Below are 24603 nucleotides of genomic sequence, written 5' to 3'. Positions count from 1 at the left end.
CTCGGCGCGCCTCCCTTTACAAGCGCGAGACCAAAGCGCATGGGAGAGCCCATGTTCGGACTAGACCCCCAGATCGTGATCCTGCTCGTCGCCGCAGCCTTTGCCGCAGGCTTCATCGATTCGATTGCCGGAGGCGGCGGCCTCGTCACCGTCCCGGCCCTCCTGCTCGCCGGGATCCCGCCGGTACAGGCGCTGGCAACCAACAAGGTGCAAGGCGCCTTCGGGGCGGCGACAGCGGCCATCCGCTATGCCCGGCGCGGCCTCGTCGACCCGCGCAAACAGCTGGGTGCCGCGCTGATCGCCTTCGTTGCGGGCCTTGCGGGCGCGCTCATGGTCAGCTTCATCCCGACCGATGCGCTGCGCTATATCCTGCCGGTGCTGCTGATCGCGACCGCGCTCTTCTTCGCGCTGAAGCCCGGGCTCGACGACCTCGACCGCACCGAGCGCATCCCCCCGCTCGCCTTCGCCGCCCTGATCGTGCCGGCTGTCGGCTTTTACGACGGCCTCCTCGGCCCGGGCGCAGGCGCCTTCTACATGATCGCTTTCGTCACGCTCGCGGGCTACGGCGTGCTCAAGGCGACCGCCCATACCAAATTGCTGAACTTCGCCTCGAACCTCGGCGGGCTGATCGCCTTCGCCGCGGTGACCAAACCGCTCTGGCTTCTGGGCTTTGCCATGGCGGCGGCGCAGGTCGCAGGCGCAACGCTTGGCTCGCATCTCGCCATGAAGATCGGCGCGCGCGTGATCAAACCGCTGCTGGTCGTGACCTCATCGGCGCTCGCTTTGCGCCTGATCTGGCAACTCCTCGCCGCCTGATCTTTCTTCATCACGGAAATACCCCGCGGGGTGTGGGGGCGCGCAGCCCCCACCCGATGCCCCCACCCCGGCGCGTCAGCTCGGAAAGCCCGGTGCCGTGCGCATCTCGCCGGTCTTCTTGCCGCGCCAATTGGTATGGGGCGCATAAAGATGTTTCATCGCCATCGGATGGGCTTTGTCGAGCAGCCCGAGATGGACCAGAAGCGCTGTAATCGCCGCCTCCGAGCCGCGCGTGCCGCCGTCGATGATCTTCAGGGCGATGCCAAGCCCCATTTCGGGAATCGCCGCGACAAAGACCGCTTCGGCCCCGGTCTTCACCGCAACCCGGCCCGCCGTCGCGCGCATCAGCTCGGTGCAGGCCCGGCCCTCGCCCGCGACCAGCTCGGGATGGGCGACCATCGCGTCGTAAAGCCGCCGGATCGCCTCGCCCCGCGCGCCTGCGCCCGGCGTGGCAAAGCGTGCCATGGCACGGGAAAGCCCCTCGATCGTGCAGGCAAAATTCGGCGCCGAGCAACCGTCGATGCCCCAGCCCTTGGCGGTTTCGCCGGTCATCTCTTCAAAGGCCGCGCGCACGGCCTTTTGCACGGGATGGTCCAGCTCGACATATTCCGAGCCACCCTTCAAATGCTGGTTCAGCGTCAGGAACCCCGCATGTTTGCCCGAGCAATTGTTGTGGATCTGGCATGGCGCCTCGCCCGAGCAGGTCAGGCGTTTGTTCTCGACCGGATCGCGCGGCATATGAACGCCGCAGCGCAGATCGCCGTCGGCAAGGCCAAGCCCACCCAGCCAGCGCGCAACGCCCTCGGTGTGGATCGCGGCGCCGCTGTGGCTGGCGCAGGCGAGTGCTAATTCGCGGCTGGAAAGCCCGGCCTGATCGGCCGCCCCGCTTTCCATCAGAGGCAGCGCCTGAAGCATCTTGCACGAAGAGCGCGGGAAGATCACCGCCGTCGGATCGCCCCAGGCTTCGACGATCCCATGGGCGTCAGAAATCACGATATGGCCGTGATGCGTGCTCTCCTTGAGCCCGCCACGCCACAATTCGATCAGTTCGGCAGCTTTTGTTGTCATTTTTCCTCTGACAATTGCGCGATTTTCTGCTCGCAGGGCTTTTGTCTGCCTGCGGATTGGCGCTATTCTGCGGCCAGACGGTTGAAAAGACCACCGTAATCCGAAACAAGTCCGGTAAACGGATATTGGCAGGAGGCCAGGCATGACTATCCCCTCGCTGCGCAGAGCAGCGGCAGCCACTTTGATCGCGATCGCTGCACAGACCGCACCGGTGCTCGCACAGGATTCGACCAATGTCGTCGCCACCGAGGGCGATTGGACCGTTTTCGCGGCCGCCAGCCCGAAAGAGTGCTGGGCTGTCTCGGCACCGAAATCGTCCCAGAACACCAAGGACGGCAAACCCGCCCAGGTGAATCGCGGCGATATTCGTCTTTATGTGACCTATCGTCCGGGTCAGGCCGCGGAAGTGTCGTTCTCGGGCGGCTATCCTTTCGCCCCTGATTCGACGGTCGAGCTCAATATCGGCGGCAACAAGTTCAACCTCTTCACCGAGGGCGAAAACGCCTGGGCCGGCTCGCCTGCCGAGGATCAGAAGCTGGTTGCCGCGTTGCGCGGCGGCTCGTCCGCGATTGTCACCGGGCGCTCGGCGCGCGGCACGCAAACCGCTGACACCTTCTCGCTTTCGGGCATTACGGCGGCAACCAATGCCTCCAAGGAACGCTGCGCGAAATAAGCGCCGCGCGATCACAATCCGAAGCCCCGGCTCTTTTGCCGGGGTTTTTTCATTGAAATGCAGGGAAAGACCCCATATTTGGCTGGCCTTCCCCTGACGTTGCCCTTTGGCCGCCCTTGTTCCGGATATTGTCATGACCGTTGCCGCTCCGATCACGCAGGATGTTCTGACCATCCCCCGCAAGCTTCCCGAAGCTGCGAAGAAGAATATCGTCGGCCTGACCCGGGACGAGTTGCGCGAGGCGCTGATCGAGGCGGGCACGCCCGAGAAACAGGCGAAAATGCGCGTCGGCCAGATCTGGCAATGGGTTTACCATTGGGGTCTGCGCGACTTTGCTCAGATGACCAATCTCGCCAAGGATTACCGCGCGCTCTTGGCCGAGCATTTCGAGGTCGCTCTGCCCGAGATCGTGACGCGTCAGATCTCGGCCGATGGCACGCGCAAATATCTGCTGAAAATCGCGGGCGGCCATGAGGTCGAGACCGTCTATATCCCCGAGGAAACCCGCGGTACGCTGTGTGTCTCGAGCCAGGTCGGCTGCACGCTGACCTGTTCCTTCTGCCATACCGGCACGCAAAAGCTGGTGCGCAACCTGACGGCGGGCGAGATCGTCGGTCAGGTCATGGTCGCGCGCGACGATCTCGGCGAATGGCCGGAACCCGGCGCGCCCAAGGATGAAACGCGCCTTGTGTCGAATGTCGTGCTGATGGGCATGGGCGAGCCGCTTTACAATTTCGACAATGTCCGCAACGCCATGAAAGTGGTGATGGATGGCGAGGGCATCAGCCTGTCGCGTCGTCGCATCACTTTGTCGACGAGCGGCGTCGTCCCCGAGATCGCCAAGACCGCCGAGGAAATCGGCTGTCTGCTGGCGGTGAGCTTCCATGCGACCACCGACGAGACCCGTGACAAGCTGGTGCCGATCAACAAGAAATGGAATATCGCGGCCCTTCTGGGCGCCTTGCGCGAGTATCCGCGCCTGTCGAACTCCGAGCGCATCACCTTCGAATATGTCATGCTCGACGGGGTGAATGACAGCGATGCCGATGCGCGCCGTCTGGTGAAGCTCATTCAGGGCATCCCCGCCAAGATCAACCTGATCCCCTTCAACGAATGGCCGGGCTCGCCCTATCGCCGTTCGAGCTGGGAGCGCATCGAATCCTTCGCCGATATCGTGCACAAGGCGGGCTATGCGAGCCCGATCCGCACGCCGCGCGGCGAGGATATCATGGCGGCGTGCGGTCAGCTGAAATCAGCGACCGAGCGCGGGCGCAAATCCAAGGCCGAGATCGCCGCCGAAGCCGGGGCCTGAGCGGCGGGACCTGTGCCCCTGCGCACGCTTGCAGGGGTATTTGGGTGATGAAGAAAGCGGGAGCACAGCCGCGCGGATTTTCGCGGGTCTGGCCTTCGGCGACACGACTGGAACGATAAAGCAGAGGCGGGAGAAAACTCTCCCGCCTCTGGCTGTTTCCGGGGTCAGGGATAAGGGGTCGGGATTAGTCGGCAACCACCGGGGCGGTCGCGGCTTTGGTCGGGGCAACCGGGAGCTTGGCCTTTTGCGGCGCGGCCTTGGCATGGGTCGTCGTTTTCGCGGCGACCTTGTGGCTTTCGCCTTTGGCCGGAGCTTTGACCGGGGTCAGCACCGCGAGCACCTTGCCGCTTTTGACATCGGTGCGGTAAATGCGTTGGTCATTGCCGCGGTAATAGGTCCAACCCGCCTGGGTTTTGAGCTTATAGACCGACGGATCCTTGATCGCGGTATAATCTGCGGTTTTGAGCACATCTCCGACATGGGCGCGCGGATGGGGCGCCTGTTTCGCCGTTGCCGCATGGTGCTGCACCGGCTTGACCGCCTGACGCGCGGCGGTCTTGGCCGTGGTTTGGGCGGAGGTCTGAGCCGCGGATTTGACGGTTTTCTGGACCGTCGTCGCGGCCTCTGCCGTGGCAGTCTGAGCGGTCACGGCTTTCGGCGCGACCGTTTCTGCGAAAACGGGCATGGCGCTGGTCAATGCTGTCAGGGTGAGGGCGACCGTCAGGGTGGTTCTGAGCTTCATGTTGTGCTCCGGGTTGATCGTAAGCCAAGTCATACGCCGCGTTTTTGCGATAGGCTTCTCAACTTTTCCCGATTGTCGGTGATCGGTTCGTGATCGGCTTGACGGCTGTGTCGGCGGGCTCCTTGGCGGGGCTCCGAGTCCAAAAAATCACGCTCGGTTGAAGTTTTAGCCCCGATCCTTGCCCGCGCCGCCTGTGCAGCGTAGAACCGGGGCGACCACTTCCGAGGCCCGCATGATCCATCCCAAACCTGTCGTTCTCTGTATCCTCGATGGCTGGGGTGTTTCCGACCGCCCCGGGCAGAGCGCTCCGGATCAAGCGCGGACCCCGCATTTCGACCGGCTGATGGCCGAAGACCCCCATGCCACGCTGATCACCTTCGGTCCCGATGTCGGTTTGCCGCGCGGGCAGATGGGCAATTCCGAGGTCGGCCATACCAATATCGGCGCGGGCCGCGTGGTGGCGATGGATCTGGGCCAGATTGATCTCGCGATCGAGGATGGCAGCTTTTACGACAACACCGCGATCGGCGCTTTCGTCGAGACTCTGCGCGCCAGCGGCGGCACCGCCCATGTCATGGGCATCGTCTCGGACGGGGGCGTCCATGGCCATATTGCCCATCTTGAGGCGGTGCTGCGTGCGCTGACCGAAAAGGGCATTCCGACCGTCGTCCATGCGATTGTCGATGGCCGCGACGTGCCGCCGAAATCCGGCCTTGGCTTTATGACAGAGCTGACCGGCAACCTGCCTGCCGGTGCGCGCATCGGCACGGTGATCGGGCGTTATTACGCCATGGACCGCGACAACCGCTGGGAGCGTGTCGCGCGCGCCTTTGCCGCGATCACCCGAGCCGAAGGCAAGCAATCGCCTGACGCCGCTCAGGCCGTGGTCGACGCCTATGCCCGCGACGAGACCGATGAATTCATCCAGCCCACGGTGATCGGCGATTATGCCGGGGCGAAGGACGGTGACGGCTTCTTCTGCCTCAATTTCCGCGCCGACCGCGCGCGCGAGATTCTGGCGGCGCTGGCCCAACCCGATTTCTCGGGCTTTGTGACCGGGCCGCGTCCGAATTGGGCGGCGATGCTGGGCATGGTCGATTATTCGACCGAGCACGACAAATACATGCAGGCGGCCTATCCCAAGCATCAGGTCGTCAATACTTTGGGTGCCTGGGTCGCGGCGCAGGGCCTGCGCCAGTTCCGTCTGGCCGAGACCGAGAAATATCCGCATGTGACCTTCTTCCTCAACGGCGGCAAGGAAACGCCCGAGCCGGGCGAGGACCGTTATATGCCCGCCAGCCCCAAGGTCGCGACCTATGATCTGCAGCCTGAAATGGCGGCAGCCGAGGTCTCGGAGCGGCTCGTCGGCGCGATTGAGGCGGGCTATGATCTGATCGTCGTCAATTTCGCCAATCCTGATATGGTCGGCCATACCGGCAAGCTGTCGGCGGCGATTCTCGCCTGCGAGGCGGTCGACAAGGGGATTGGCCTGATGATCGAGGCTTTGGACCGCGTTGGCGGGGCGGCGGTGGTGATCGCCGATCACGGCAATTGCGAGACCATGGTTGATCCGGTCTCGGGCGGGCCGCATACCGCGCATACGACCAACCCGGTCCCGGTGATCGTCCATAACGGCCCTGCCCAGACCCGGCTGCGGTCGGGGCGGCTTGCCGATATTGCCCCCACGGTGCTGGATCTGATGGGCCTCGCCAAACCCGTCGAGATGACCGGCCAAAGCCTGATCGAGCCCAGATGAAACTGACCTCCGCGCTGCTGTCCCTGTCGCTCTCTCTGTCGCTGGTTCTGGCCGAGGCCCCGTCCCTCGCGGCCTCTCCGGTCAATCAGGCTGCCGAAGAAGCGGCGGCGGCGGCGGCGCAGCTGCGGGCTGCGACAAATGAGCTCGACAAGGCGCTGACCGCGAATGATCAGGTCGTCGCGCTGACCGAGATGATCCGCGCCTATGAAAAGGGTCTGGGCGCGCTGCGCTCGGGTCTGCGCCGTGCGGGGATGCGCGAGCAGCAGATCACCGCCGATTTCGAGGCCCGCCGCGCGCGTCTGAGCCGGGTTCTCGGCGTGATGACCACGATGGAGCAATCGCCGGAAACCGCGCTTCTGCTGCACCCCGCCGGACCAGAGGCGACCGCGCGTTCGGGCATGATCCTTGCCTCGATTGCGCCCGCGTTGAAGGCCGAGGCCGATGGGCTGCGCGATCAGCTGAAGGAAATCCACACCGTGCGCGCGCTGGAAGAAAGCGCCGCCAATACGCTGGCGCAGGGCTTGGCGCAGGTGCAAGAGGCGCGCCGGCTGCTCGCGAGCGCCGTCACCGACCGCTCGAACCTGCCGGTGCGCTATGGTGCCGATCCCGAAGAGCTGAAGATTCTGGTGCAATCGGCCGAGACGCTTGACGGCTTTGCCACCGGCATTATCGGGATGGAAAAGGATGTCGGCGCGCCGATGGCCGATTTCGAGGGCGCGCAGGGCAGCCTGCCCCTGCCCGTCGTCGGCCATGTGCTGCGCGGCTATGACCAGCCCGATGCCGCGGGCGTGCGCCGCCCGGGCCTTGTGGTCTCGACCAGCCCCGGGGCTTTGGTCACGACGCCTTGGCCCGCAACGATTCGCTATCGCGGCCCGCTGCTCGACTACGGCAATGTCGTGATCGTCGAGCCGGGACAGGGTTATCTGATGATTTTCGCGGGTCTCTCGCAGGTGTTCGGCGAGGTTGGCGACGTGCTGGCCGCGGGCGAGCCGGTGGGCTTGATGGGTGGCAAAGAGGGCTCGGCGCAGGAGTTCGGGATCGGGTTTGTGCAGGGCGCGGCCTCGGGCAGTGATGCCGACCTGACGCAAACACTCTATCTTGAACTGCGCAAAGGTAAGGAAACACTGGACCCGGCAGACTGGTTCATGATGAATCCAATTGTTGGTGACACAGGTCAGGACGGATCGACCGAATGAAACATTATCTTCTTGCAGGCGCCATCGGCACTTTGGCTGGCGCTCTGGTGACGACACAGCTGGCCGCGCCCTTGATCGCACAGGAAGCAGGAAAGAATGCTTCGGTCTATGAGCAGCTCGATCTCTTCGGCAATGTCTTCGAGCGCGTGCGCGCCGATTACGTCGAAAAGGTCGATGACAAAAAGCTGATCGAGGCGGCCATCAATGGCATGCTGACCTCGCTCGACCCGCATAGCTCGTTCCTCTCGGCCAAGGATTACGAGGATATGCAGACCCAGACCCGGGGCAGCTTCGGCGGCATCGGCATCGAGGTCGGGCAGGAAGACGGGCTGGTGAAGGTCATCTCGCCGATCGACGACACCCCTGCGGCCGAAGCCGGGATCAAGGCGGGCGATTTCATCACCCATGTCAACGGCGAGTCGCTGATGGGGCTGACGCTGGACGAGGCCGTCGAGAAAATGCGCGGCCCGATCGGCTCCGAGCTGACGATCACCATTCTGCGTCAGGGCGAAAAAGAGCCCTTCGACGTGAAAGTCGTGCGCGACACGATCAAGCTGACCGTGGTCAAGACCCGCGTCATCAACCACACCGTGGTTCTGCGCGTCACCACCTTCAACGACGAAACCTATGACACGATGAAATCCGAGCTCGCCAAAGCGGTCAAAGAGGCCGGTGGCATGGACAAGGTTTCGGGCATCGTTCTTGATCTGCGCAACAACCCGGGCGGTCTGCTCAATCAGGCGATCGCGGTTTCGGATGCCTTCCTCGACAAGGGCGAAATCGTCTCGACCCGGGGCCGCAAGGCCGAAGACAGCGAGCGCTGGAACGCGAAGCCGGGCGATCTCGCCGAAGGCAAGCCCATGGTCGTCTTGATCAACGGCGGCTCGGCCTCGGCCTCGGAAATCGTCACCGGCGCGCTGCAAGATCACCGCCGCGCGGTGGTTGTCGGCACGAAAAGCTTCGGCAAGGGCTCGGTTCAGACGGTGATGCCGGTCACCGCCGACAGCGCCATCCGCCTGACCACGGCGCGCTATTACACGCCCTCGGGCCGCTCGATCCAGGCGCTCGGCATCCAGCCTGACATCATCGTCGAGCAGCCGAAGCCCCCGGCGGCGGATGCCAATGGCGAGGACAACAAGCCGAAAACCGCCTCGAAATTCCTGAATTCGGAAGCGGATCTGCGCGGCGCGCTGAACAATGACGCCGTGACCGATGACGAGCGCAAGCAGATGGAAGAAGAGGCCAAGCAGGTCGAGGCCACCGCCAAGCTGCGCGAAGAGGATTATCAGCTCGCCTATGCGGTCGATATCCTGAAGGGGCTCTCGGCGATGGAGCTGGACGGCAAGGCCAATACCGCCGCCGCCACCCCGGCCACCGACAAGGCCGCCACTGACAAACCCGCCGCAGGGACCAAGACCCAATGAGCAAGAGCGATGAACGGACGGGCCCGCAGGGCCTGCCCTATCGCCCCTGCGCCGGGGTCGTGCTGATCAACGAAGCGGGGCTGGTTTTCGCCGGCCACCGCATCGACAGCGCCTCCGAGGCGTGGCAGATGCCGCAGGGCGGGATCGACAAGGGCGAAGATCCCCGCACCGCGGCCCTGCGCGAGCTGGTCGAGGAAACCGGCGTCTCGCCCGATCTGGTCGAGGTGATCGGCGAAAGCCCGGACTGGCTTTACTACGATCTCCCCGAGGAGCTCGTCGGCAAGGTCTGGAAGGGCAAATACGGCGGCCAGCGCCAGAAATGGTTCCTGCTGCGCTTCAAAGGCGCGGACAGCGACATCGACATCGCGACCGAACATCCCGAATTCGACCGCTGGCAATGGACCTCGGTCGACGAGCTTCTCGCCAAGATCGTGCCTTTCAAACGCGCAGTCTATGAGCAGGTCGTCGCGGATTTCCGCGACACTCTTGCCTGAGGCTCAGGCCCGCCATCTCTCTCGTGACATGAAGAAGACCGCCGCCACATCCGTGGTCAGCGGTCCTTTCATTTTGGCGATGATACGCGCGTCAGCGGCGCAGCTGATCGAGCAGGATCGAGGTCGGATAGCCGTCCGGCGTCACCCCGATCGAGCGCTGATAATTCGCCACCGATTCCATCGTCGCCGAGCCGAACAGCCCGTCAATCTCGCCCTGATAATAACCCTTCTGCGTCAGACGCTGCTGGATCTCCTGGCGCTCATTGGTGGTCAGCGTGCGGTCATTGCGCGGCCAGGCGCCCTGCACTCCGGCGCGGCCTGCGATACGCTCGCCGAGGAACGAGACGCCAAGCGCGTAATTGTCCGAGTTGTTGTAGCGCAGGATCGTGCGGAAGTTGTCGAGAATCAGGAAGGCCGGGCCATTCGCCCCCGCCGGCATGATGATCGAGCCATTGCCCGAAGGCAGCGCGCCGCCGCCGATCCGGCGCACGCCCTGCGCCGCCCAATCTCCGGTCGATTTGCGCGTGCCCTTGCCGATCTGCTTCATATTGAAGCCCGAGGGCACCTGCACCTCGGCGCCCCAAGCCTGCCCGCGCTGCCAGCCCATGCGCGAGAGATAGGCCGCCGTCGAGGCCAAAGCATCGGTCGGATCGTCCGACCAGATGTCGCGACGGCCGTCGCCGTTGAAATCGACCGCATATTCCAGATAGGAGGTCGGCATGAACTGGGTGTGGCCCATCGCCCCCGCCCAAGAGCCGACCAGATGCTCGGGATCGGTATCGCCCGCCTGAATGATCTTCAGCGCCGCGATCAGCTGGTTCTGGAACATCTCGCCGCGCCGCCCGTCATAGGCGAGCGTCGAGAGCGAGGGGATGATCTGCATCTTGCCGCGGTTCGCGCCGAAGTTCGATTCCATGCCCCAAACGGCCAGAACGATCTCGCGCGGGACGCCGTAGCGGGCCTCGATCGCCGACAGGGTGCTGTTGAGCTGCGCGGCCTTCTGGCGCCCGGTGGTGACGCGCACATCCGAAACGGCGCTGTCGAGGTAAAGCCAGACCGGGCGCGAGAATTCGGCCTGTTTGCGGTCGAGCCGGATGACATCGGGGTTGTAGCGCGCAATCCGCATCGCGCGGTCATAGGTCGCGGGCGAAACGCCCGAAGCCAGCGCGCGCGGTTTGAAGCTTTGCACGAAGCGCTGAAGCCCGGCCTCGTCTCCGGCCGAGGCCTGCGGGATCGGCGCGATCGCGACCGGCCCCGTCCCGATCATGCCGGGCGCCCGGTTCATCGCAACGCCGCAGCTTGAAAGAGCACCGATCAGCAGGGCCGAGGTCGAAATGCGGGTAAGGGAAATGGTCATGTCACTGCCTGTCCGTTTTTGCTTTTGGGCGTTTTGCCAGAAGTCTAGCCCAAGGCCCAAACTATGGATAGGGCAAGATTGTTGCGCCAATCTGTCGCGGGGGGATCCTTGCCGACCCGGCCCTGCAGGTCAGCTTGCCGTCGATCAGATTGAAGCGCCCGCTTGGTCCTCTACCACCAGCCGGTCCAGACGACTGTTCAGCCGCCGCAGCAACCCCACGAAAAGCGCAAGCTCTTCCGCCGAGAAATCGGCAAAGCTCTCGCCATTGCCCGCATCCAAGGCCGCGCGCACCGCGCCGATCCGTCCACGCGCCGACTCCGTCAGAGAAATCAAGCTGCTGCGCCGGTCCTCGGGATCGGGGCTGCGCGCAATCAGCCCGTCGCGCTCCATCCGCGCCAGAAGCTGGGCCATCGAGGGCTGTTCCATCTTGGCAAGCCGAGCGAGCTCTTTTTGCGCCAAGGCCCGGCCATCCTTGAGCAGATAGAGCACCGGCAATTGCCCGACGCTGAAGCCCAAAGGCTTCACCCGCCGCTCGCCCAGCCGCGAAAAGCTGCGCGCCGCCATATTGATCAAGGGCACCGGGTTTTCGAACAGGTCCCAATCCATCCCGCTTGACATTTAAATAGGCACCTATATTTAATGCATAGTCACCTATGTATCTTAACGCCGAGGTCTTGTCCATGACCCTCTCTTCTGCCGCCCCCGCGCAGACCGCCCCCCAGACGCCGCTACGCATCGCGATTATCGGCGCAGGCCCCGGTGGCCTGACCCTTGCCCGAATCCTGCATGTGCAGGGCATCGCGACGACGCTCTTTGAGCGGGAAACCGATCCACATGCCCGCGCTCAGGGCGGCACGCTCGATCTTCACGCCGAGACCGGCCAACTCGCGCTGCGCCGCGCCGGACTTGAGGCCGAATTCCAAAAGCTTGCGCGCTATGAGGATCAGGGCTCGCGGCTCTGCGACGAAACCGGGCGCCTGCTTCTGGCCGATGACGATGCCGAAGACGGCGATCGCCCCGAGATCGACCGCAGCGCCCTACGCGATCTGCTGCTGGGCGCCCTGCCCGCCGAGATGATCCGCTGGGGACAGGCGCTGCGCGAGGTCGTGGCCAATCCCGACGGCAGCTATGATGTCGTGACGACCGCGGGCCGCGAGACCTTCGATCTCGTGGTCGGCGCCGATGGCACCTGGTCCAAGGTCCGCCCGCTCGTCTCGCGCTATCAGCCCGCCTATAGCGGCCTGACCTTCATCGAATTCGGCATCGACGATGTCGATCACGCCCATCCCGAGCTGGCCGCGCTTGTCGGCAAGGGCAAGCTCGGCATCGAAAGCAACGACGCCCGCGCCATGATCATCCAGCGCAACGGTCATGCCCATCTGCGCGGCTATGTCATCTTTCGCGTGCCGCTGGATTGGGCCGAAAAACGCTTTGATTTCAGCGATCCGGCCTCGGTGCGACGGGCGCTTGAGGACGAGCTTTTGGGCTGGTCGCCCAAGGTGCTCGCCTTCATCCGCGCCAGCAATGACCAGATCGTGCCGCGCCCGATCTTTGCACTGCCGGTCGGGCATCACTGGCCGAACCGGCCCGGCATCACCCTGATCGGCGATGCCGCCCATGTCATGTCGCCCTTTGGCGGCGAGGGCGCGAATGCGGCGCTCTTTGATGCCGCAGAGCTGGCGCGGCATCTGACCACGACGCCAGATTGGCGGTCTGCGGTCGCAGCCTATGAGGCCGAGATGTTCGAGCGTGTCGAAGAGCCTGCCCGCTTTTCCGCCGAAGGCGCCGCGACCGAGTTGTCGCACCGCTCGCGCGAATTCGGACTGGCGTGGATGGAAGAGCATCTTCAGCAGCGCAAGGCCGAAGCCTCGGCCTAAGCGCCATGCAAGCCGGGGCTCAGGCCCCGGATGCAGATGCCCGTTTCAGGCGCCGGCATCAGGCCTCGTCGTCATCCTCGTCATCGTCTTGCTCGAGCGGGCCATAAAGCGGCTCGGTCTGGACGACGATCACCGAATTTTCGGCCAAAGCACGTTCCATCAACTCGCGCTCTTCCTCCGGGATCTCGTGCCCTTCAGCGAGGCGCTCTTCAATCGAGCCATGGCCGGTGACCTCGACCGGATTGAGCCCGGCCTGTTTGAGGATCGCGACGGTCTCGCGCACGGCCTCGTCCTGATCGACGCCCGAGGCATAGATCAGCATCGCGCCGCCGGTCGCGTCCTCGGGCAAGCCGTCACCCTCTTTGCGGCCAAGTTCGACCAGCAGCGTATAGACCTTGTGTTCCGCCATGATTTTTCCTTCCTTACGCGGCAAGCTTATTCCGCGAGGGAGGAAAAGACGCAATGAGCAAGAGCTTGAATCGCGTGAAATCGGCGCTGGAGGCCGCCGGGATCGCCGCCGAGGTCAAAGAGATGGAGGCGAGCACCCGCACCGCCGAGGATGCCGCCCGCGCCGTCGGCTGCGAGGTCGATCAGATCGCGAAATCCATCATCTTCCGGGGCGAGGACAGCGGCCATGTCGTGCTGTTTCTGACGGCGGGCGGCAATCGCGTCGATGCGGCCAAGGCGACGGCGGTCGCGGGCCAGCCTCTGGGTAAGGCCGATGCCGCGCTCATCCGGGCCGAGACCGGCTTTGCCATCGGCGGCGTCGCCCCCGTCGGCCATCTGAGCGAGATCACCGCCTTTTTCGACCCGCGTTTGGGCGAATTTGCCGAAGTCTGGGCGGCGGCGGGCACGCCGAACCATGTCTTTGCCATTGCGCCTGCGGATCTCTTGCGCATCACCGGCGCGACCGAGGCCGATTTCACCGCCTGAGCCGCGCCCACCTGCCCGGCGCCCTGCGACAATCGGGCAGGAGGTCACACTCTTGCGCGGGGCGCGCGCATGCCCGAGAGGAGCGCAGGCACTTTGCCCCGCACCTCGCACGGAACCCCATGGAACGAAACGTCGAACGCCTTCTCTTTGCCTCTCGCTGGCTCATGGCCCCCATGTATCTCGGGCTTGCCGGCTCTTTGCTCATTCTGGTCTGGGTCTTTCTGTCCGAGCTTGGCCATCTGGTGCTGGCGCTGCCAAACCTGACCGTCAATGACGCGATCCTCAGCGCGCTGGCGCTGATCGACCTCAGCCTCGCGGCCAATCTTTTGCTGATCGTGATCCTCTCGGGCTATGAAAACTTCATCAGCCGCATGGATCTGCTGGACCACAAGGACCGCCCGGACTGGTTGGGCGAGGTCGATTTCTCGGGGCTGAAGCTGAAGCTCGTCGCCTCGATCGTGGCGATTTCGAGCATCCATCTGCTCAAGGTCTTCATGGATGTCGGCAGCTACCCGCCCGAGAAAATCCGCTGGATGGTCATCATCCATCTGGTCTTTCTGCTCTCAGGCGTCCTGCTGGCGCTGATGGATTGGATCACCCAGCACGGCAAGACGCTGAAAAAGGTCAAACCCGCCCGCGACTGAGCGATGCGCGGACCCGCTGGCAGTCCCGCCACCCCCAAAACGAAAACCCGCGCCAAGGCGCGGGTTTTTTCATTCCGTTTGGGCCAGTTTCATCGGGCGACGGCCCGATACAGCCAGATTAGGATGATCGCACCGATCAACCCCGCGACACCTTGCGCGAGCCAGCTTCCGGCCTGCGTGTAAACTCCGAAGAAACTCAGCAAAGCATTCGCGATGACAGCTCCGACGATCCCGATGATCACATTGGTGATCAACCCGGTGTCGGCCTTCATAATGATGCTGGCAATCCATCCGGCAAGCCCACCGACGACGATCGCAGCAATCCAGCCTAGTCCCTGCATGGTGAAGTCCCCCTTTGGGTACAAGTTCAGGTGCAGGGACAACGCGGAAAAGCCCATTTGGTTCACGCACTTGAGTCGCGTGAACCAAATATTCCCTTAGTCGCGCAGAAGCTCGTTGATCGAGGTTTTCGAGCGGGTCTTTTCATCCACACGCTTCACGATCACAGCGCAATAAAGGTTCACGCCGTTTTTCGAGGGCAACGAGCCTGCGACCACGACCGAACCGGCAGGCACTTCGCCATAGAAGACTTCGCCGGTCTCACGGTCGACGATCTTGGTCGATTGACCGATGAACACGCCCATGCCCAGAACCGAGCCCTCGCGCACGATCACGCCCTCGACCACTTCCGAGCGCGCACCGATGAAGCAATTGTCCTCGATGATGGTCGGGCCAGCCTGCATCGGCTCCAGCACGCCGCCAATGCCAACGCCGCCCGAGAGATGGACGTTCTTGCCGATCTGCGCGCAAGAGCCGACCGTGGCCCAGCCATCGACCATCGAGCCCTCATCGACATAGGCGCCGATATTGACGAAGGACGGCATCAGCACGACGTTCTTGGCGATATAGGCCGAGCGGCGCACGATGCTGCCCGGAACGGCGCGGAAACCGGCCTCGCGCCAGCGGTTCTCGCCCCAGCCCTTGAATTTGCTGTCGACCTTATCCCACCAGCCACCATGCTGCGGGCCGCCTTCGAGGATTTCCATATCCTTGAGGCGGAAGCTCAACAGAACGGCCTTCTTGGCCCATTGGTTCACATGCCAGTCCTTGCCGCGCTTTTCAGCAACGCGCAGCTCGCCCTTGTCCAGCGCCTCCAGCGTCGCCTCGATGGCTTCGCGGGTTTCGCCCTGGGTGGCGGGAGTGATCTGGTCGCGGATCTCCCAGGCGGCTTCAATGGCGGTCTCTAGCGCGGCATAGGTCATGTGGGGCCTCTCACGGGTGGAAACTGTCGTCATCGGGCTATAAGCGTGGGGGACCTCCGGTGCAATGCGCGCCGGGCCTATGTCAGAGGTTTCGATGACTGAAGAAGAAGAGCGCAACAATCCCTTCCGCGACAGCCAGCAAGATGTGCGGGCTTTGCACAACACGCCCGACACGCCCCAGACCCGCGCCCCGGCCTATCGGCTGGCCTTTGTCGACAACGACTTCATGCTGCGCGAGGAACTGCGTCCGGTGCGGCTGCAGCTGGAACTTCTCAAGCCGCAGATGATGCTCGACGAGCGCGGCATCGACTCGACCGTGGTGCTGTTTGGCGGCGCGCGCATCCCCTCGCCCGAGGAAAAAGCGAGCGCGCGCACCCCGGCTCTGGGCGAGCTGTCGAAATATTACACCGAGGCGGTCGAATTCGCGCGTCAGATGACGCTGCGCAGCCTCAAGACCACGGGGCGCGACTTTGTCATCTGCACCGGCGGTGGCCCTGGCGTGATGGAGGCGGGCAATCTTGGCGCGCATCAAGCGGGCGGCCATTCGATCGGGCTCTCGATCGTCTTGCCGCATGAGCAGGCGCCGAATGCCTATGTGACGCCCGATCTGTGCTTCAACTTCCATTACTTCGCCATCCGCAAGATGCATTTCCTGATGCGCGCCCGCGCCGTCACAGTGTTCCCCGGCGGTTTCGGCACGCTCGATGAAATGTTCGAGGCGCTGACCCTGATTCAGACCGGGCGGATGCGGAAAATCCCCTTCATCCTCTTTGGCCGCGCTTTTTGGGAAAAGGTCATCAACTGGCAGGCCCTGGCCGAGGCGGGCACGATCAGCCCCGAGGATCTCGACCTTATCAGCTTCGTCGAAACCGCCGATGAGGCCGTCGCGATCATCGACAACTGGCAGGATCTGCCGGAAGAGTAAGCCCCCTTCGCGCAAGGAAAAGGCCCGCCCCTTTTGGGACGGGCCCTGTCGTCAGCTCGCCAACCGCAAAGCCACGGCATTCGGTGCGGCGTAATAGATGTGGTGCATGGCATCGACGCGGCCACTGACCAAAGCCACATCCTCGCGCGTCCAGCCCGGATCCCAACCGGCCAAAGCCGCCTCGAAATCAGGCGAGACCGTCGCCGACCAGAAGGCCGCGAGCCCCTGCGGCTTCAGCGCGCGCCCGACCTGAGCCAGCCCGTTCGCGCCATAAATCGCGCCGTTTTCGGGCCGCACGGTCAGATCGGGGCCGTTGTCGGTGTCCATCAAGATGACATCATAACCGCCCGCGACCTCTGCCAGATGCGCCTGCACATCGCCAGTAATCACCCGCACACGCGGGTCGTTCAGCGGATGCCCAGCCAAAGGCGCGAGCACGCCACGGTTCCATGCGACGATCTCGGGGATCAACTCGCAGACGGTGACGCGGGCCTCGGGGCCAAGATGGTCCAGGACCGCGCGCAGCGTAAAGCCAAGCCCCAGCCCGCCGATCAGCACTTGACGCGCGGGATGGGGGCATTTGCGCAGAGCCTTCGCGGCCAGAAGGTCCTCGGAATGGTGGTTCAGGTTCGACATGAGCTCCATGCCGTTATAGCGGATTTCGTAAAGCGCACCGCGCTGGCGCAGCAGGATCTCGTCGCCCGACGCCGTTGCGGCGCGGGCCAGTTCGGTCCAGATCGTCATGGCTTTTCCCCAAAAGGAACGTTTCCCCACGCGCAAGGCTGTGGGGTTTTTCGGTCAAGGTCAGGCGGGGGTTATGGGTTGCCGGCGGTTAATGGCCGCGCAACCCCATGCCATTGTTGGCCCTAAGACCGATCAGCAGGGGAAAAAGCGCCGAAGGATGGGAAAAGGCAGCCCTGATTTTCGCCATGATCCTGTTTGCACCCGCCTGAACGCCAGCGGGCATCATGGCCCGACACGGTCGATCTGTCCAGACCGGGGCCGGCGCGGGAAAATTCGCGCCCCCCGCCGCGTCAATCCGCAGCGGGCTTGGGTCTATTCGCGGTGGTAAGGGCTGCCCGACAGGATGGTCGCAGCGCGGTAAAGCTGCTCAGCCACCATGACGCGGACCAGCATATGCGGCCAGACCATCTTGCCGAAACTGATCGCCAGATCGGCGCGGGCGCGCAGGCTGGGGTCGATGCCATCCGCGCCGCCGATGACCAGGCAGACATCGCGCGCCTGATCGCGCCAATTGCCAAGACGGGTTGCGAATTCAGGCGAGGTGAGCATCTGGCCGCGTTCGTCCAGAATGATCAGCGCCGCCCCGTCCGGGATGGCGCGCAGCAAAAGCTCGGCTTCGGTGGCCATACCGCCGCCGCGCTTATCCTCGACCTCGAGCACCGAGACCGGAGGCAGGCCAAGTGATCGGCCCGCCTTTGCAAAGCGGTCAAGGTAGTCCGAGATCAGCGTCGCTTCCGGCCCCTTCCGCAGCCGCCCGACTGCGGCGAGCACAAGACGCATGGATCAGTTGGTGATCTGCGCGGCCGCATGTTCAGCCCGGATGCGGTCGAGCGTCGCCGAACGCAGGGCATCGGCGGGCATCCACATCTTTTCGAGCTGATAGAACTCGCGGACTTCGGGGCGGAAGACATGGATGATGATATCATCGGTGTCGATCAGCACCCAGTCGCCGGTTTCCTTGCCTTCGATCCGGGCCGAACGGCCGGTCTGTTCCTTCAGACGCTCGACAAGCTTGTCGGCGATCGAGGCCACCTGACGCGATGAGCGGCCCGAGGCGATCACCATGTGATCGGCCATAGCCGAACGACCGCGGAGGTCGATGGTCACGACATCCTCGGCTTTGTCATCATCGAGAGAGGCGAGAACACGCTCCAATAACTGGTCGCTGCTCAGTTCCTTGGTGGGCGCGGCGGTCGCTGCCGGCGATGCGGCCGGCGAGACGAGATTGGACAGGGGTCATACTCCAAACAACACGCCGATAGCCCCGGCGCCGGGATAGGATCAAGATAGCATGGATTCGCGTTTTCTCAATGCCCCGCCGCAGGCCGCCCCGCCCGTAAACGCGAAGATTCCCCTGAAATCTGCTGAAAGCACCGCTTTCGGGTCAGAACATCTCGGGTCGGGCAAAGCGGGTGCCTTCGGGAATGAGGGCGAAATCCGAACGGTAGACGGTATATTCCTTGCATTCCGGCTGATCCATGATGTCCTTGCCCTTCAGCGTGCATTCCGCCTGAATCCGAGGCCCGTCCTTCATGCGAAAGCCAACATCGGCAAGGGGATCGTCCATCTGATACTGGCCCTTACCGAAGTAATTCCGCCCTTCGATGATGGTCAGATCGTCCAGCCGGCTGCCGCCCGGATAGAACATCATCGTGATTTTCGTGCCATCGGGACGCACCCCGGTCAGATCAGTCGGAAAGCACCCCGCAAGCATCACCACAGCGACAAGGCCCAACACCGCGCGCATCCCGCCGATCACGTCTTCTTGCACTCTCATCCCGTCCGATTCCTGCCTAGCCACGGTCAATTCTCCGCAGTCAGGCTAGGACCAAAGCGTTAACGACCGGTAAAGATCGCCCGGGCTTTCTTAGTCCTTGAGGCTGGTCGTCATCTGAAAATGCGGAGCATTTTCCTCATCGCGATTGGCGCGCAGCATTCGCACCTCCATTTGCGGATAGGGCAGCTCGACCCCGTTTTTCTTGAACGCGTCCCAGATCGCCATATAGACCTGCCCCTTGACGTTGGTGATCCCCGCCGTCGGGTCGGAAATCCAGAAGCGCAGGATATATTCGACCGAGCGCTCGCCAAAGCCGGTGATCCAGCACACCGGGGTGCGCTGCGCCAGCACGCGCTTGACGCTGAGGCTGGCATTGATTGCGATTTTCGTCACCTCATGGGGATCGTCGCGATATGAGGCGCCGAAGAACAGATCCAGCCGGACGAAGTCATTGGTATGCGACCAGTTGACCACCTGCCCGGTGACGAGATCCTCGTTCGGCACCAGATATTCCCGCCCGTCGCGCGTCACCACCGAGGTATAGCGTGCACCCAGTTCCTCGATCCAGCCGAAGGTGTCGCCGATCGAGATCACGTCTCCGGGCTTGATCGACTTGTCCATCAGGATGATGAAGCCCGACATCAGGTTCGAGATCACCTTTTGCAGACCAAAGCCCAGACCGACGCCAAGCGCGCCGGTAAAGACCGTGAAGCCGGTCAGATCGAACCCCGCCGCCTTGACCCCGATCAGGATCGCCAGCGTGATCAGCACGCCTTGCAAGACCTTCGAGATCAGGATCTGGACCTCGGGCGCGATATCCGAGTTCTTGGCCAGCTTGCGCGTGACGAAGCGCGAAAAGAGCCGCGCGGCGACGATCATCACCACCGTGACCACCACCGCCTTGATCACCGTCAGCGCCGAGAGGCGGAACTCGCCGAAACTCAGCGCGAGACTGTCGAGCAGATTCTCGGCGACCGTCAGGAAATCGAGGAAATAGAGCGTCGCGAAAATCCAGGCAAACCAGCGCACGAGCCGCCGCAGCAGCCGGGTGCGGATGATGCGCGTGACAAAGCCGATCGCCGCCCAAGCGGTCGCAATCGAGGCGGCCAGCGCGATCAGCTGACTGCGTGAGGGCCAGGTCAGCTCGCGCATCACCGCGACCAGAATCCACGCCAGCAGCGCGAAGAGAATCACCCGCACCCGCTGCTGGATCAAGATCCCGAGCCGCAGCTTCCATTTCGTCCAGCCCTGCCGCTTGCGCAGCCAGGTCGTCAGCCAATGGCCAATCGGTTTGGCAGCGAAATGCGCGATGAGAAACAGCGCGGCGATGGCAAGAAGCTGGTTCAGCCGCCAAGGCAGCAGCATCCCCTTGGCAAACATGCGAATCTGCAGCCAGAGCGCCTGCGCCGCATCAAAGACATCTGGTGACAAAGGCTTCATCCCATTCCTGCCCGTCCCATCTTGCGCACCGACCTCGACGCTCGGCAAGGGGACGAAAAGGTCACTTCGGATTTACGGATATTGCGCGAAATGCCTTTCGGGCTTAAATAATCCGCCATGCGAGGATTCATCTACTTCGACATTCATGATCGCGCCCGCCTGCCGGGCCGGTTCTATGGCGAAAGCCTCTCGATTACCGCCCGACTTTGATCGTTGTGGCGGGCACGGCGTTGTGCCCTTCGCCGCAAGCTGCGGCCTCTCCAGTTTCCCAAGCTACTCTTTGAGAAAGAGACAGCCATGACCGGCAACACCAAAGCGGGCGCGCCCCGCACGCTCTATGACAAGATTTTCGACGCCCATGTGGTCGACCGTTCCGAGGACGGCACCTGCGTGCTCTATATCGACCGCCATCTGGTCCATGAGGTGACCTCGCCTCAGGCCTTCGAGGGCCTGCGCATGGCGGGCCGCAAGGTCCATTCGCCCGAGCGCACGATTGCCGTGCCGGACCACAACGTGCCGACGACCGCCGACCGCGTGAACGGGATCGAGAACCCCGAGGGCCGCATTCAGGTCGCCGAGCTCGACAAGAACGCCCGTGAATTCGGGCTGAACTACTATCCGATGTCGGATGTCCGTCAGGGCATCGTCCATATCGTCGGCCCCGAGCAGGGTTGGACCCTGCCCGGCATGACCGTCGTGTGCGGCGACAGCCACACCGCGACCCATGGCGCGTTCGGCGCTCTGGCCCATGGCATCGGCACCTCTGAGGTCGAGCATGTTCTGGCGACCCAGACGCTGATCCAGAAGAAATCGAAGAACATGAAGGTGGAAATCACCGGCAAACTGCGCCCTGGCGTGACCGCCAAGGACATCACGCTTGCCGTCATCGGCAAGACCGGGACCGCGGGCGGCACCGGCTATGTCATCGAATATTGCGGTGAAGCGATCCGCGATCTCTCGATGGAAGGCCGCATGACCGTTTGCAACATGGCGATCGAAGGCGGCGCCCGCGCCGGTCTGATCGCGCCGGACGACAAGACCTACGAATATTGCAAGGGCCGCCCCCATGCGCCGAAGGGCGCCGCTTGGGAAGCCGCCGTCAGCTGGTGGAAAACGCTCTTCACCGACGAAGGCGCGCATTGGGACAAGGTCGTGACCATTCGTGGCGAAGACATCGCGCCGGTCGTGACCTGGGGCACCTCGCCCGAGGATGTTCTGGCGATCACCGATAAAGTGCCCGCGCCCGAGGACTTCGAAGGCGGCAAGGTCGAAGCCGCGCGCCGCTCGCTCGACTATATGGGCCTGATCCCGGGCACACCGCTCAATGAGATCAAGATCGACGCGGTCTTCATCGGGTCGTGCACCAATGGCCGGATCGAGGATCTGCGCGCCGCAGCCGGTATCCTCAAGGGCAAGCATCTGGCGGATGGCGTGCGCGGCATGATCGTGCCGGGCTCGGGTCTGGTGCGGATTCAGGCCGAAGAAGAAGGTCTCGACAAGATCTTCACCGATGCGGGCTTTGAATGGCGTCTGGCCGGTTGCTCGATGTGTCTGGGCATGAACCCCGACCAGCTTGCGCCGGGCGAGCGTTGCGCCGCGACCTCGAACCGCAACTTCGAGGGCCGGATGGGCCGCGGGGGCCGCACCCATCTGATGTCGCCGGTCATGGCAGCTGCCGCGGGCATCGCCGGTCATCTGACCGACGTGCGCGAGGTTCTGGCCGCAGAGGTCGCCTAAGCCTCAGGCGGGCTGACCGCGCCGCTCTGGCGCGGTTGCTCGCAGGATGGCGACGGCATTGGCAGCGATCATGAGCAGTCCGACGTTCTCGAACACGAAGTTCAGCGAGACGCTCGCGATCTGGGCGCTGATAAGGGCATCCATATGATGGAAGCCCACAGCGCGCACCATCACGAAGGTCAGCAGAACGAACAGGCCGAGAAACGCCAACAGATTCGCGCGCAGCTTGCCGCGCATATTGGCCAGCGCCAGCGCGAAGATCGCCGAAATGATCACGAAGAGACCGCCAATGAACAGCATCTGGATCAGCTGACGCCCTTCATACCATTCCTGAAGATGGGCAAGGCAGCGGCCGGTATCGGTCAACGCCGTTTGCAGATCCAACTGCTTATTGATGCCGAGAAAAAGCATCAGCCCCGATATCGTGCACCACAGGCCGCGTCCGCCTCGGCCCCGCAATCGCCCCGCTGCGGCAAGGGAAAGCCCGCAGCAGATCAGATAGGACAGCACGGTCAGCCATCCCCAGATATTCGGATCGCCGATCTCCGGCGTCCAGCCATAACCAATACATCCCCACCACGTTGCGGGGGTCATCGTTTCAACCATAGAGACACCAGAAAAAGAGTTCGGCACAGTTCATGTCTAATATGCACACAGACGTGAACGCCGCCAACCCAAACCGTGAGGACTAATATGGACAAGTTTACCACACTGACCGGTATTGCCGCCCCCATGCCCCTGGTCAATATCGACACCGATATGATCATCCCCAAGCAGTTCCTGAAAACGATCCATCGCTCCGGCCTTGGCAAGAACCTGTTCGACGAGATGCGCTTTACCCCCGATGGGCAGGAAGTGCCTGATTTCGTGTTGAACCAGCCCGCCTATCGCGACAGCCAGATCATCGTCGCCGGTGACAATTTCGGCTGCGGCTCGTCGCGCGAACATGCGCCTTGGGCGCTGCTCGACTTCGGCATCCGCGCGGTGATCTCGACAAGCTTCGCGGATATTTTCTACAATAACTGCTTCAAGAACGGCATTCTGCCGATCATTCTGCCGAAAGAAGCCGTCGACGTGCTGATGGAGGACGCCCGCAAAGGTGCCAATGCTCGCATGACGGTTGATCTCGAGAATCAGCAGGTCACTACGTCGGACGGCCAAAGCTTCGCCTTCGAGATGGATCCGTTCCGCAAGCATTGCCTGATCAACGGTCTCGATGACATTGGCCTGACCCTCGAAAAATCCTCGAAGATCGACAGCTTCGAAGGCCAGATGGCGCAAAGCCGTCCCTGGGTCTGAGCTTGACCTGGCGGTCTCGCATCCTTTCGGTCGGGGCGGCGCTTGGCGTCGCCCTTTGCGCATCGAGCCCCGCTTGGGCCGAGCGGCTGCGAATCGCCACTTATACGCCCGACCTGACCCGAGACGGGCCGGGACTGCTTTACCGCGATCTGCTTAGCGGCAAGGACAAGCAGATTGGGGCGGTGGTTGCGGTGATCGCGCGGGCCGATCCTGACATCCTGCTCTTGACCGGGATGGACTGGGACCGTGACCTGCTGGCGTTGAAAGAGCTTCAGGCCCAGCTGGCCAAGGCGGGCGCGGATTATCCCCATCTGTTCGCCGCGCGCCCGAACAGCGGTATGGCGACCGGGCTCGATCTCGACCAGAACGGGCGGCTGGGCACGGCGGATGATGCGCAGGGCTATGGCTCGTTTTCCGGCCAAAGCGGCATGGCGCTGCTCTCGCGCCATCCTTTCGGCGAGATCACTGATTACAGCGCCTTTCTCTGGCGAGATCTGCCGGGCAACCGGATGCCGGACCTGCCCGCCGAGATCAGCGCGGTCCAGCGCCTCTCTTCGGTGGCGCATTGGGATGTGCCGGTGATCGTCGCGGGCAAGCCCTTGCATCTTTTGGCTTATTCTGCCTCGCCCCCGGTCTTTGGCCATAAGGACCGCAACCGCCGCCGCAACCATGATGAGACCGCTTTCTGGTTGCAGCACCTGCCCGAGGCGCCTTTCGTCGTGCTGGGCGACACCAATCTCGACCCGCTGGACGGTGACGGCGCACATGAGGCGATCACCGCGCTGCTGGCGCAGGTGCAGGACCCCGCTCCGGTCAGCGAGGGCGGCAGGCTTGCGCCGCAAACCGGCGTCAACGCCAGCCACCGCGGCGATCCGGCGCAAGACACCGCGCAATGGCGTCCCGACAAGGCGGGCAATCTGCGCGTCGATGTCGTGCTGCCCGCCCCCGGCTTGCGGGTGCGCGATTCGGCCGTGCTCTGGCCCACGCCGGACGATCCCGTTGCCGAGACCGTCGCGCTGGCCTCGCGCCACCGGCTGGTCTGGCTGGACCTCGACTGGCCCTAGGGCAAGACGCGGACGCGAATCTCCTTTGCGATCACAGTTTTGCGTGTGCGCGGCGCGCGTGGT

27 protein-coding genes are annotated in these 24603 nt (G+C 63.4%); 14 read left to right on the top strand and 13 right to left on the bottom strand.

The window, feature by feature from the left end:
• Positions 1-51: 51 nt before the first annotated feature.
• Complete coding sequence (locus JCM7686_RS01735; protein ID WP_020949145.1) at positions 52-816, top strand: TSUP family transporter; 765 nt, start codon at positions 52-54, stop codon at positions 814-816.
• A 75-nt stretch (positions 817-891) separates the two neighbouring features.
• Here JCM7686_RS01735 and JCM7686_RS01730 read toward each other — a convergent pair whose 3' ends face one another.
• Positions 892-1884 (bottom strand): asparaginase, encoded by a 993-nt coding sequence (locus JCM7686_RS01730; RefSeq protein ID WP_041527058.1) that lies wholly within the window; start codon positions 1882-1884, stop codon positions 892-894.
• 142 nt (positions 1885-2026) lie between these two features.
• Between JCM7686_RS01730 and JCM7686_RS01725 the strand changes: the two genes are divergently transcribed.
• Positions 2027-2557: an invasion associated locus B family protein gene (locus tag JCM7686_RS01725; protein WP_020949144.1), complete on the top strand. Its 531-nt coding sequence runs from the start codon at positions 2027-2029 to the stop codon at positions 2555-2557.
• Between the two features lie 133 nt (positions 2558-2690).
• The gene (gene rlmN / locus JCM7686_RS01720; protein WP_020949142.1) at positions 2691-3869 is read left to right on the top strand and encodes a 23S rRNA (adenine(2503)-C(2))-methyltransferase RlmN; all 1179 of its coding nucleotides are present in this window, start codon (positions 2691-2693) and stop codon (positions 3867-3869) included.
• 184 nt (positions 3870-4053) lie between these two features.
• On the opposite strand, the gene JCM7686_RS01715 is transcribed toward rlmN, so the two are convergent.
• Positions 4054-4611 (bottom strand): hypothetical protein, encoded by a 558-nt coding sequence (locus JCM7686_RS01715; protein ID WP_020949141.1) that lies wholly within the window; start codon positions 4609-4611, stop codon positions 4054-4056.
• A 232-nt stretch (positions 4612-4843) separates the two neighbouring features.
• Between JCM7686_RS01715 and gpmI the strand changes: the two genes are divergently transcribed.
• The 4 genes from gpmI to JCM7686_RS01695 are packed head-to-tail and all read left to right on the top strand — an operon-like array spanning position 4844 to position 9481.
• Entirely contained in the window at positions 4844-6367 is a 1524-nt protein-coding gene (gene gpmI / locus JCM7686_RS01710) for a 2,3-bisphosphoglycerate-independent phosphoglycerate mutase (RefSeq protein WP_020949140.1), read from the top strand.
• Complete coding sequence (locus tag JCM7686_RS01705) at positions 6364-7563, top strand: murein hydrolase activator EnvC family protein (RefSeq protein ID WP_020949139.1); 1200 nt, start codon at positions 6364-6366, stop codon at positions 7561-7563. The genes gpmI and JCM7686_RS01705 overlap by 4 nt, the downstream gene beginning before the upstream one ends.
• Positions 7560-8987 (top strand): S41 family peptidase, encoded by a 1428-nt coding sequence (locus tag JCM7686_RS01700; protein WP_020949138.1) that lies wholly within the window; start codon positions 7560-7562, stop codon positions 8985-8987. Before JCM7686_RS01705 ends, JCM7686_RS01700 begins: the two co-directional genes overlap by 4 nt.
• On the top strand, positions 8984-9481 hold the full coding sequence (locus tag JCM7686_RS01695; RefSeq protein ID WP_020949137.1) for an RNA pyrophosphohydrolase: 498 nt from the start codon (positions 8984-8986) through the stop codon (positions 9479-9481). The genes JCM7686_RS01700 and JCM7686_RS01695 overlap by 4 nt, the downstream gene beginning before the upstream one ends.
• Positions 9482-9572: 91 nt before the next feature.
• Here the strand turns inward: JCM7686_RS01695 and JCM7686_RS01690 are convergent, their stop codons facing one another.
• Both JCM7686_RS01690 and JCM7686_RS01685 read right to left on the bottom strand, forming a co-directional pair.
• Positions 9573-10838: a lytic murein transglycosylase gene (locus JCM7686_RS01690; protein WP_020949136.1), complete on the bottom strand. Its 1266-nt coding sequence runs from the start codon at positions 10836-10838 to the stop codon at positions 9573-9575.
• A gap of 144 nt (positions 10839-10982) precedes the next feature.
• Positions 10983-11444 carry a MarR family winged helix-turn-helix transcriptional regulator gene (locus JCM7686_RS01685; protein ID WP_041527056.1) on the bottom strand — a complete coding sequence of 154 codons (462 nt, stop codon included), beginning with the start codon at positions 11442-11444 and terminating at the stop codon, positions 10983-10985.
• A gap of 74 nt (positions 11445-11518) precedes the next feature.
• Between JCM7686_RS01685 and JCM7686_RS01680 the strand changes: the two genes are divergently transcribed.
• On the top strand, positions 11519-12715 hold the full coding sequence (locus tag JCM7686_RS01680; RefSeq protein WP_020949134.1) for an FAD-dependent oxidoreductase: 1197 nt from the start codon (positions 11519-11521) through the stop codon (positions 12713-12715).
• Between the two features lie 58 nt (positions 12716-12773).
• Here JCM7686_RS01680 and JCM7686_RS01675 read toward each other — a convergent pair whose 3' ends face one another.
• Positions 12774-13124 (bottom strand): hypothetical protein, encoded by a 351-nt coding sequence (locus tag JCM7686_RS01675; protein ID WP_020949133.1) that lies wholly within the window; start codon positions 13122-13124, stop codon positions 12774-12776.
• A 53-nt stretch (positions 13125-13177) separates the two neighbouring features.
• Between JCM7686_RS01675 and JCM7686_RS01670 the strand changes: the two genes are divergently transcribed.
• Both JCM7686_RS01670 and JCM7686_RS01665 read left to right on the top strand, forming a co-directional pair.
• Positions 13178-13648 carry a YbaK/EbsC family protein gene (locus JCM7686_RS01670; RefSeq protein ID WP_020949132.1) on the top strand — a complete coding sequence of 157 codons (471 nt, stop codon included), beginning with the start codon at positions 13178-13180 and terminating at the stop codon, positions 13646-13648.
• A gap of 119 nt (positions 13649-13767) precedes the next feature.
• Entirely contained in the window at positions 13768-14292 is a 525-nt protein-coding gene (locus JCM7686_RS01665) for a TIGR00645 family protein (RefSeq protein WP_020949131.1), read from the top strand.
• 89 nt (positions 14293-14381) lie between these two features.
• On the opposite strand, the gene JCM7686_RS01660 is transcribed toward JCM7686_RS01665, so the two are convergent.
• Positions 14382-14633, bottom strand: a complete 252-nt coding sequence (locus JCM7686_RS01660) for a GlsB/YeaQ/YmgE family stress response membrane protein (protein ID WP_041527495.1) — start codon at positions 14631-14633, stop codon at positions 14382-14384.
• A gap of 96 nt (positions 14634-14729) precedes the next feature.
• Entirely contained in the window at positions 14730-15554 is an 825-nt protein-coding gene (gene dapD / locus JCM7686_RS01655) for a 2,3,4,5-tetrahydropyridine-2,6-dicarboxylate N-succinyltransferase (protein WP_020949129.1), read from the bottom strand.
• A gap of 94 nt (positions 15555-15648) precedes the next feature.
• Here dapD and JCM7686_RS01650 point away from each other — a divergent pair, with 94 nt between their 5' ends.
• A complete protein-coding gene (locus JCM7686_RS01650) occupies positions 15649-16479 on the top strand; it encodes an LOG family protein (protein WP_041527055.1) in 831 nt (276 codons plus the stop codon).
• 51 nt (positions 16480-16530) lie between these two features.
• Here JCM7686_RS01650 and JCM7686_RS01645 read toward each other — a convergent pair whose 3' ends face one another.
• From JCM7686_RS01645 to JCM7686_RS01625, 5 genes are all read right to left on the bottom strand, one after another.
• Positions 16531-17223: a spermidine synthase gene (locus JCM7686_RS01645; protein ID WP_020949127.1), complete on the bottom strand. Its 693-nt coding sequence runs from the start codon at positions 17221-17223 to the stop codon at positions 16531-16533.
• 312 nt (positions 17224-17535) lie between these two features.
• Positions 17536-18003 (bottom strand): 23S rRNA (pseudouridine(1915)-N(3))-methyltransferase RlmH, encoded by a 468-nt coding sequence (gene rlmH, locus JCM7686_RS01640; RefSeq protein WP_020949126.1) that lies wholly within the window; start codon positions 18001-18003, stop codon positions 17536-17538.
• A 3-nt stretch (positions 18004-18006) separates the two neighbouring features.
• Positions 18007-18396 (bottom strand): ribosome silencing factor, encoded by a 390-nt coding sequence (rsfS, locus tag JCM7686_RS01635; protein WP_041527054.1) that lies wholly within the window; start codon positions 18394-18396, stop codon positions 18007-18009.
• 211 nt (positions 18397-18607) lie between these two features.
• Positions 18608-19000: a hypothetical protein gene (locus JCM7686_RS01630; protein ID WP_041527053.1), complete on the bottom strand. Its 393-nt coding sequence runs from the start codon at positions 18998-19000 to the stop codon at positions 18608-18610.
• A gap of 90 nt (positions 19001-19090) precedes the next feature.
• A complete protein-coding gene (locus JCM7686_RS01625; protein ID WP_020949123.1) occupies positions 19091-20440 on the bottom strand; it encodes a mechanosensitive ion channel family protein in 1350 nt (449 codons plus the stop codon).
• 297 nt (positions 20441-20737) lie between these two features.
• On the opposite strand from JCM7686_RS01625, the gene leuC reads away from it, so the two are divergent.
• Positions 20738-22177: a 3-isopropylmalate dehydratase large subunit gene (gene leuC / locus JCM7686_RS01620; protein WP_020949122.1), complete on the top strand. Its 1440-nt coding sequence runs from the start codon at positions 20738-20740 to the stop codon at positions 22175-22177.
• A gap of 3 nt (positions 22178-22180) precedes the next feature.
• On the opposite strand, the gene JCM7686_RS01615 is transcribed toward leuC, so the two are convergent.
• Positions 22181-22771 (bottom strand): hypothetical protein, encoded by a 591-nt coding sequence (locus tag JCM7686_RS01615; RefSeq protein WP_041527493.1) that lies wholly within the window; start codon positions 22769-22771, stop codon positions 22181-22183.
• Between the two features lie 99 nt (positions 22772-22870).
• Between JCM7686_RS01615 and leuD the strand changes: the two genes are divergently transcribed.
• Positions 22871-23476: a 3-isopropylmalate dehydratase small subunit gene (gene leuD, locus JCM7686_RS01610; RefSeq protein ID WP_020949120.1), complete on the top strand. Its 606-nt coding sequence runs from the start codon at positions 22871-22873 to the stop codon at positions 23474-23476.
• 2 nt (positions 23477-23478) lie between these two features.
• Entirely contained in the window at positions 23479-24540 is a 1062-nt protein-coding gene (locus tag JCM7686_RS01605; protein ID WP_236635863.1) for an endonuclease/exonuclease/phosphatase family protein, read from the top strand.
• Positions 24541-24603 lie beyond the last annotated feature (63 nt).

Source organism: Paracoccus aminophilus JCM 7686, assembly GCF_000444995.1.
Lineage (GTDB): Bacteria > Pseudomonadota > Alphaproteobacteria > Rhodobacterales > Rhodobacteraceae > Paracoccus > Paracoccus aminophilus.
Note: the sequence above shows the minus strand (reverse complement) of the source record. Positions and strands in the feature narration are given on the sequence as shown.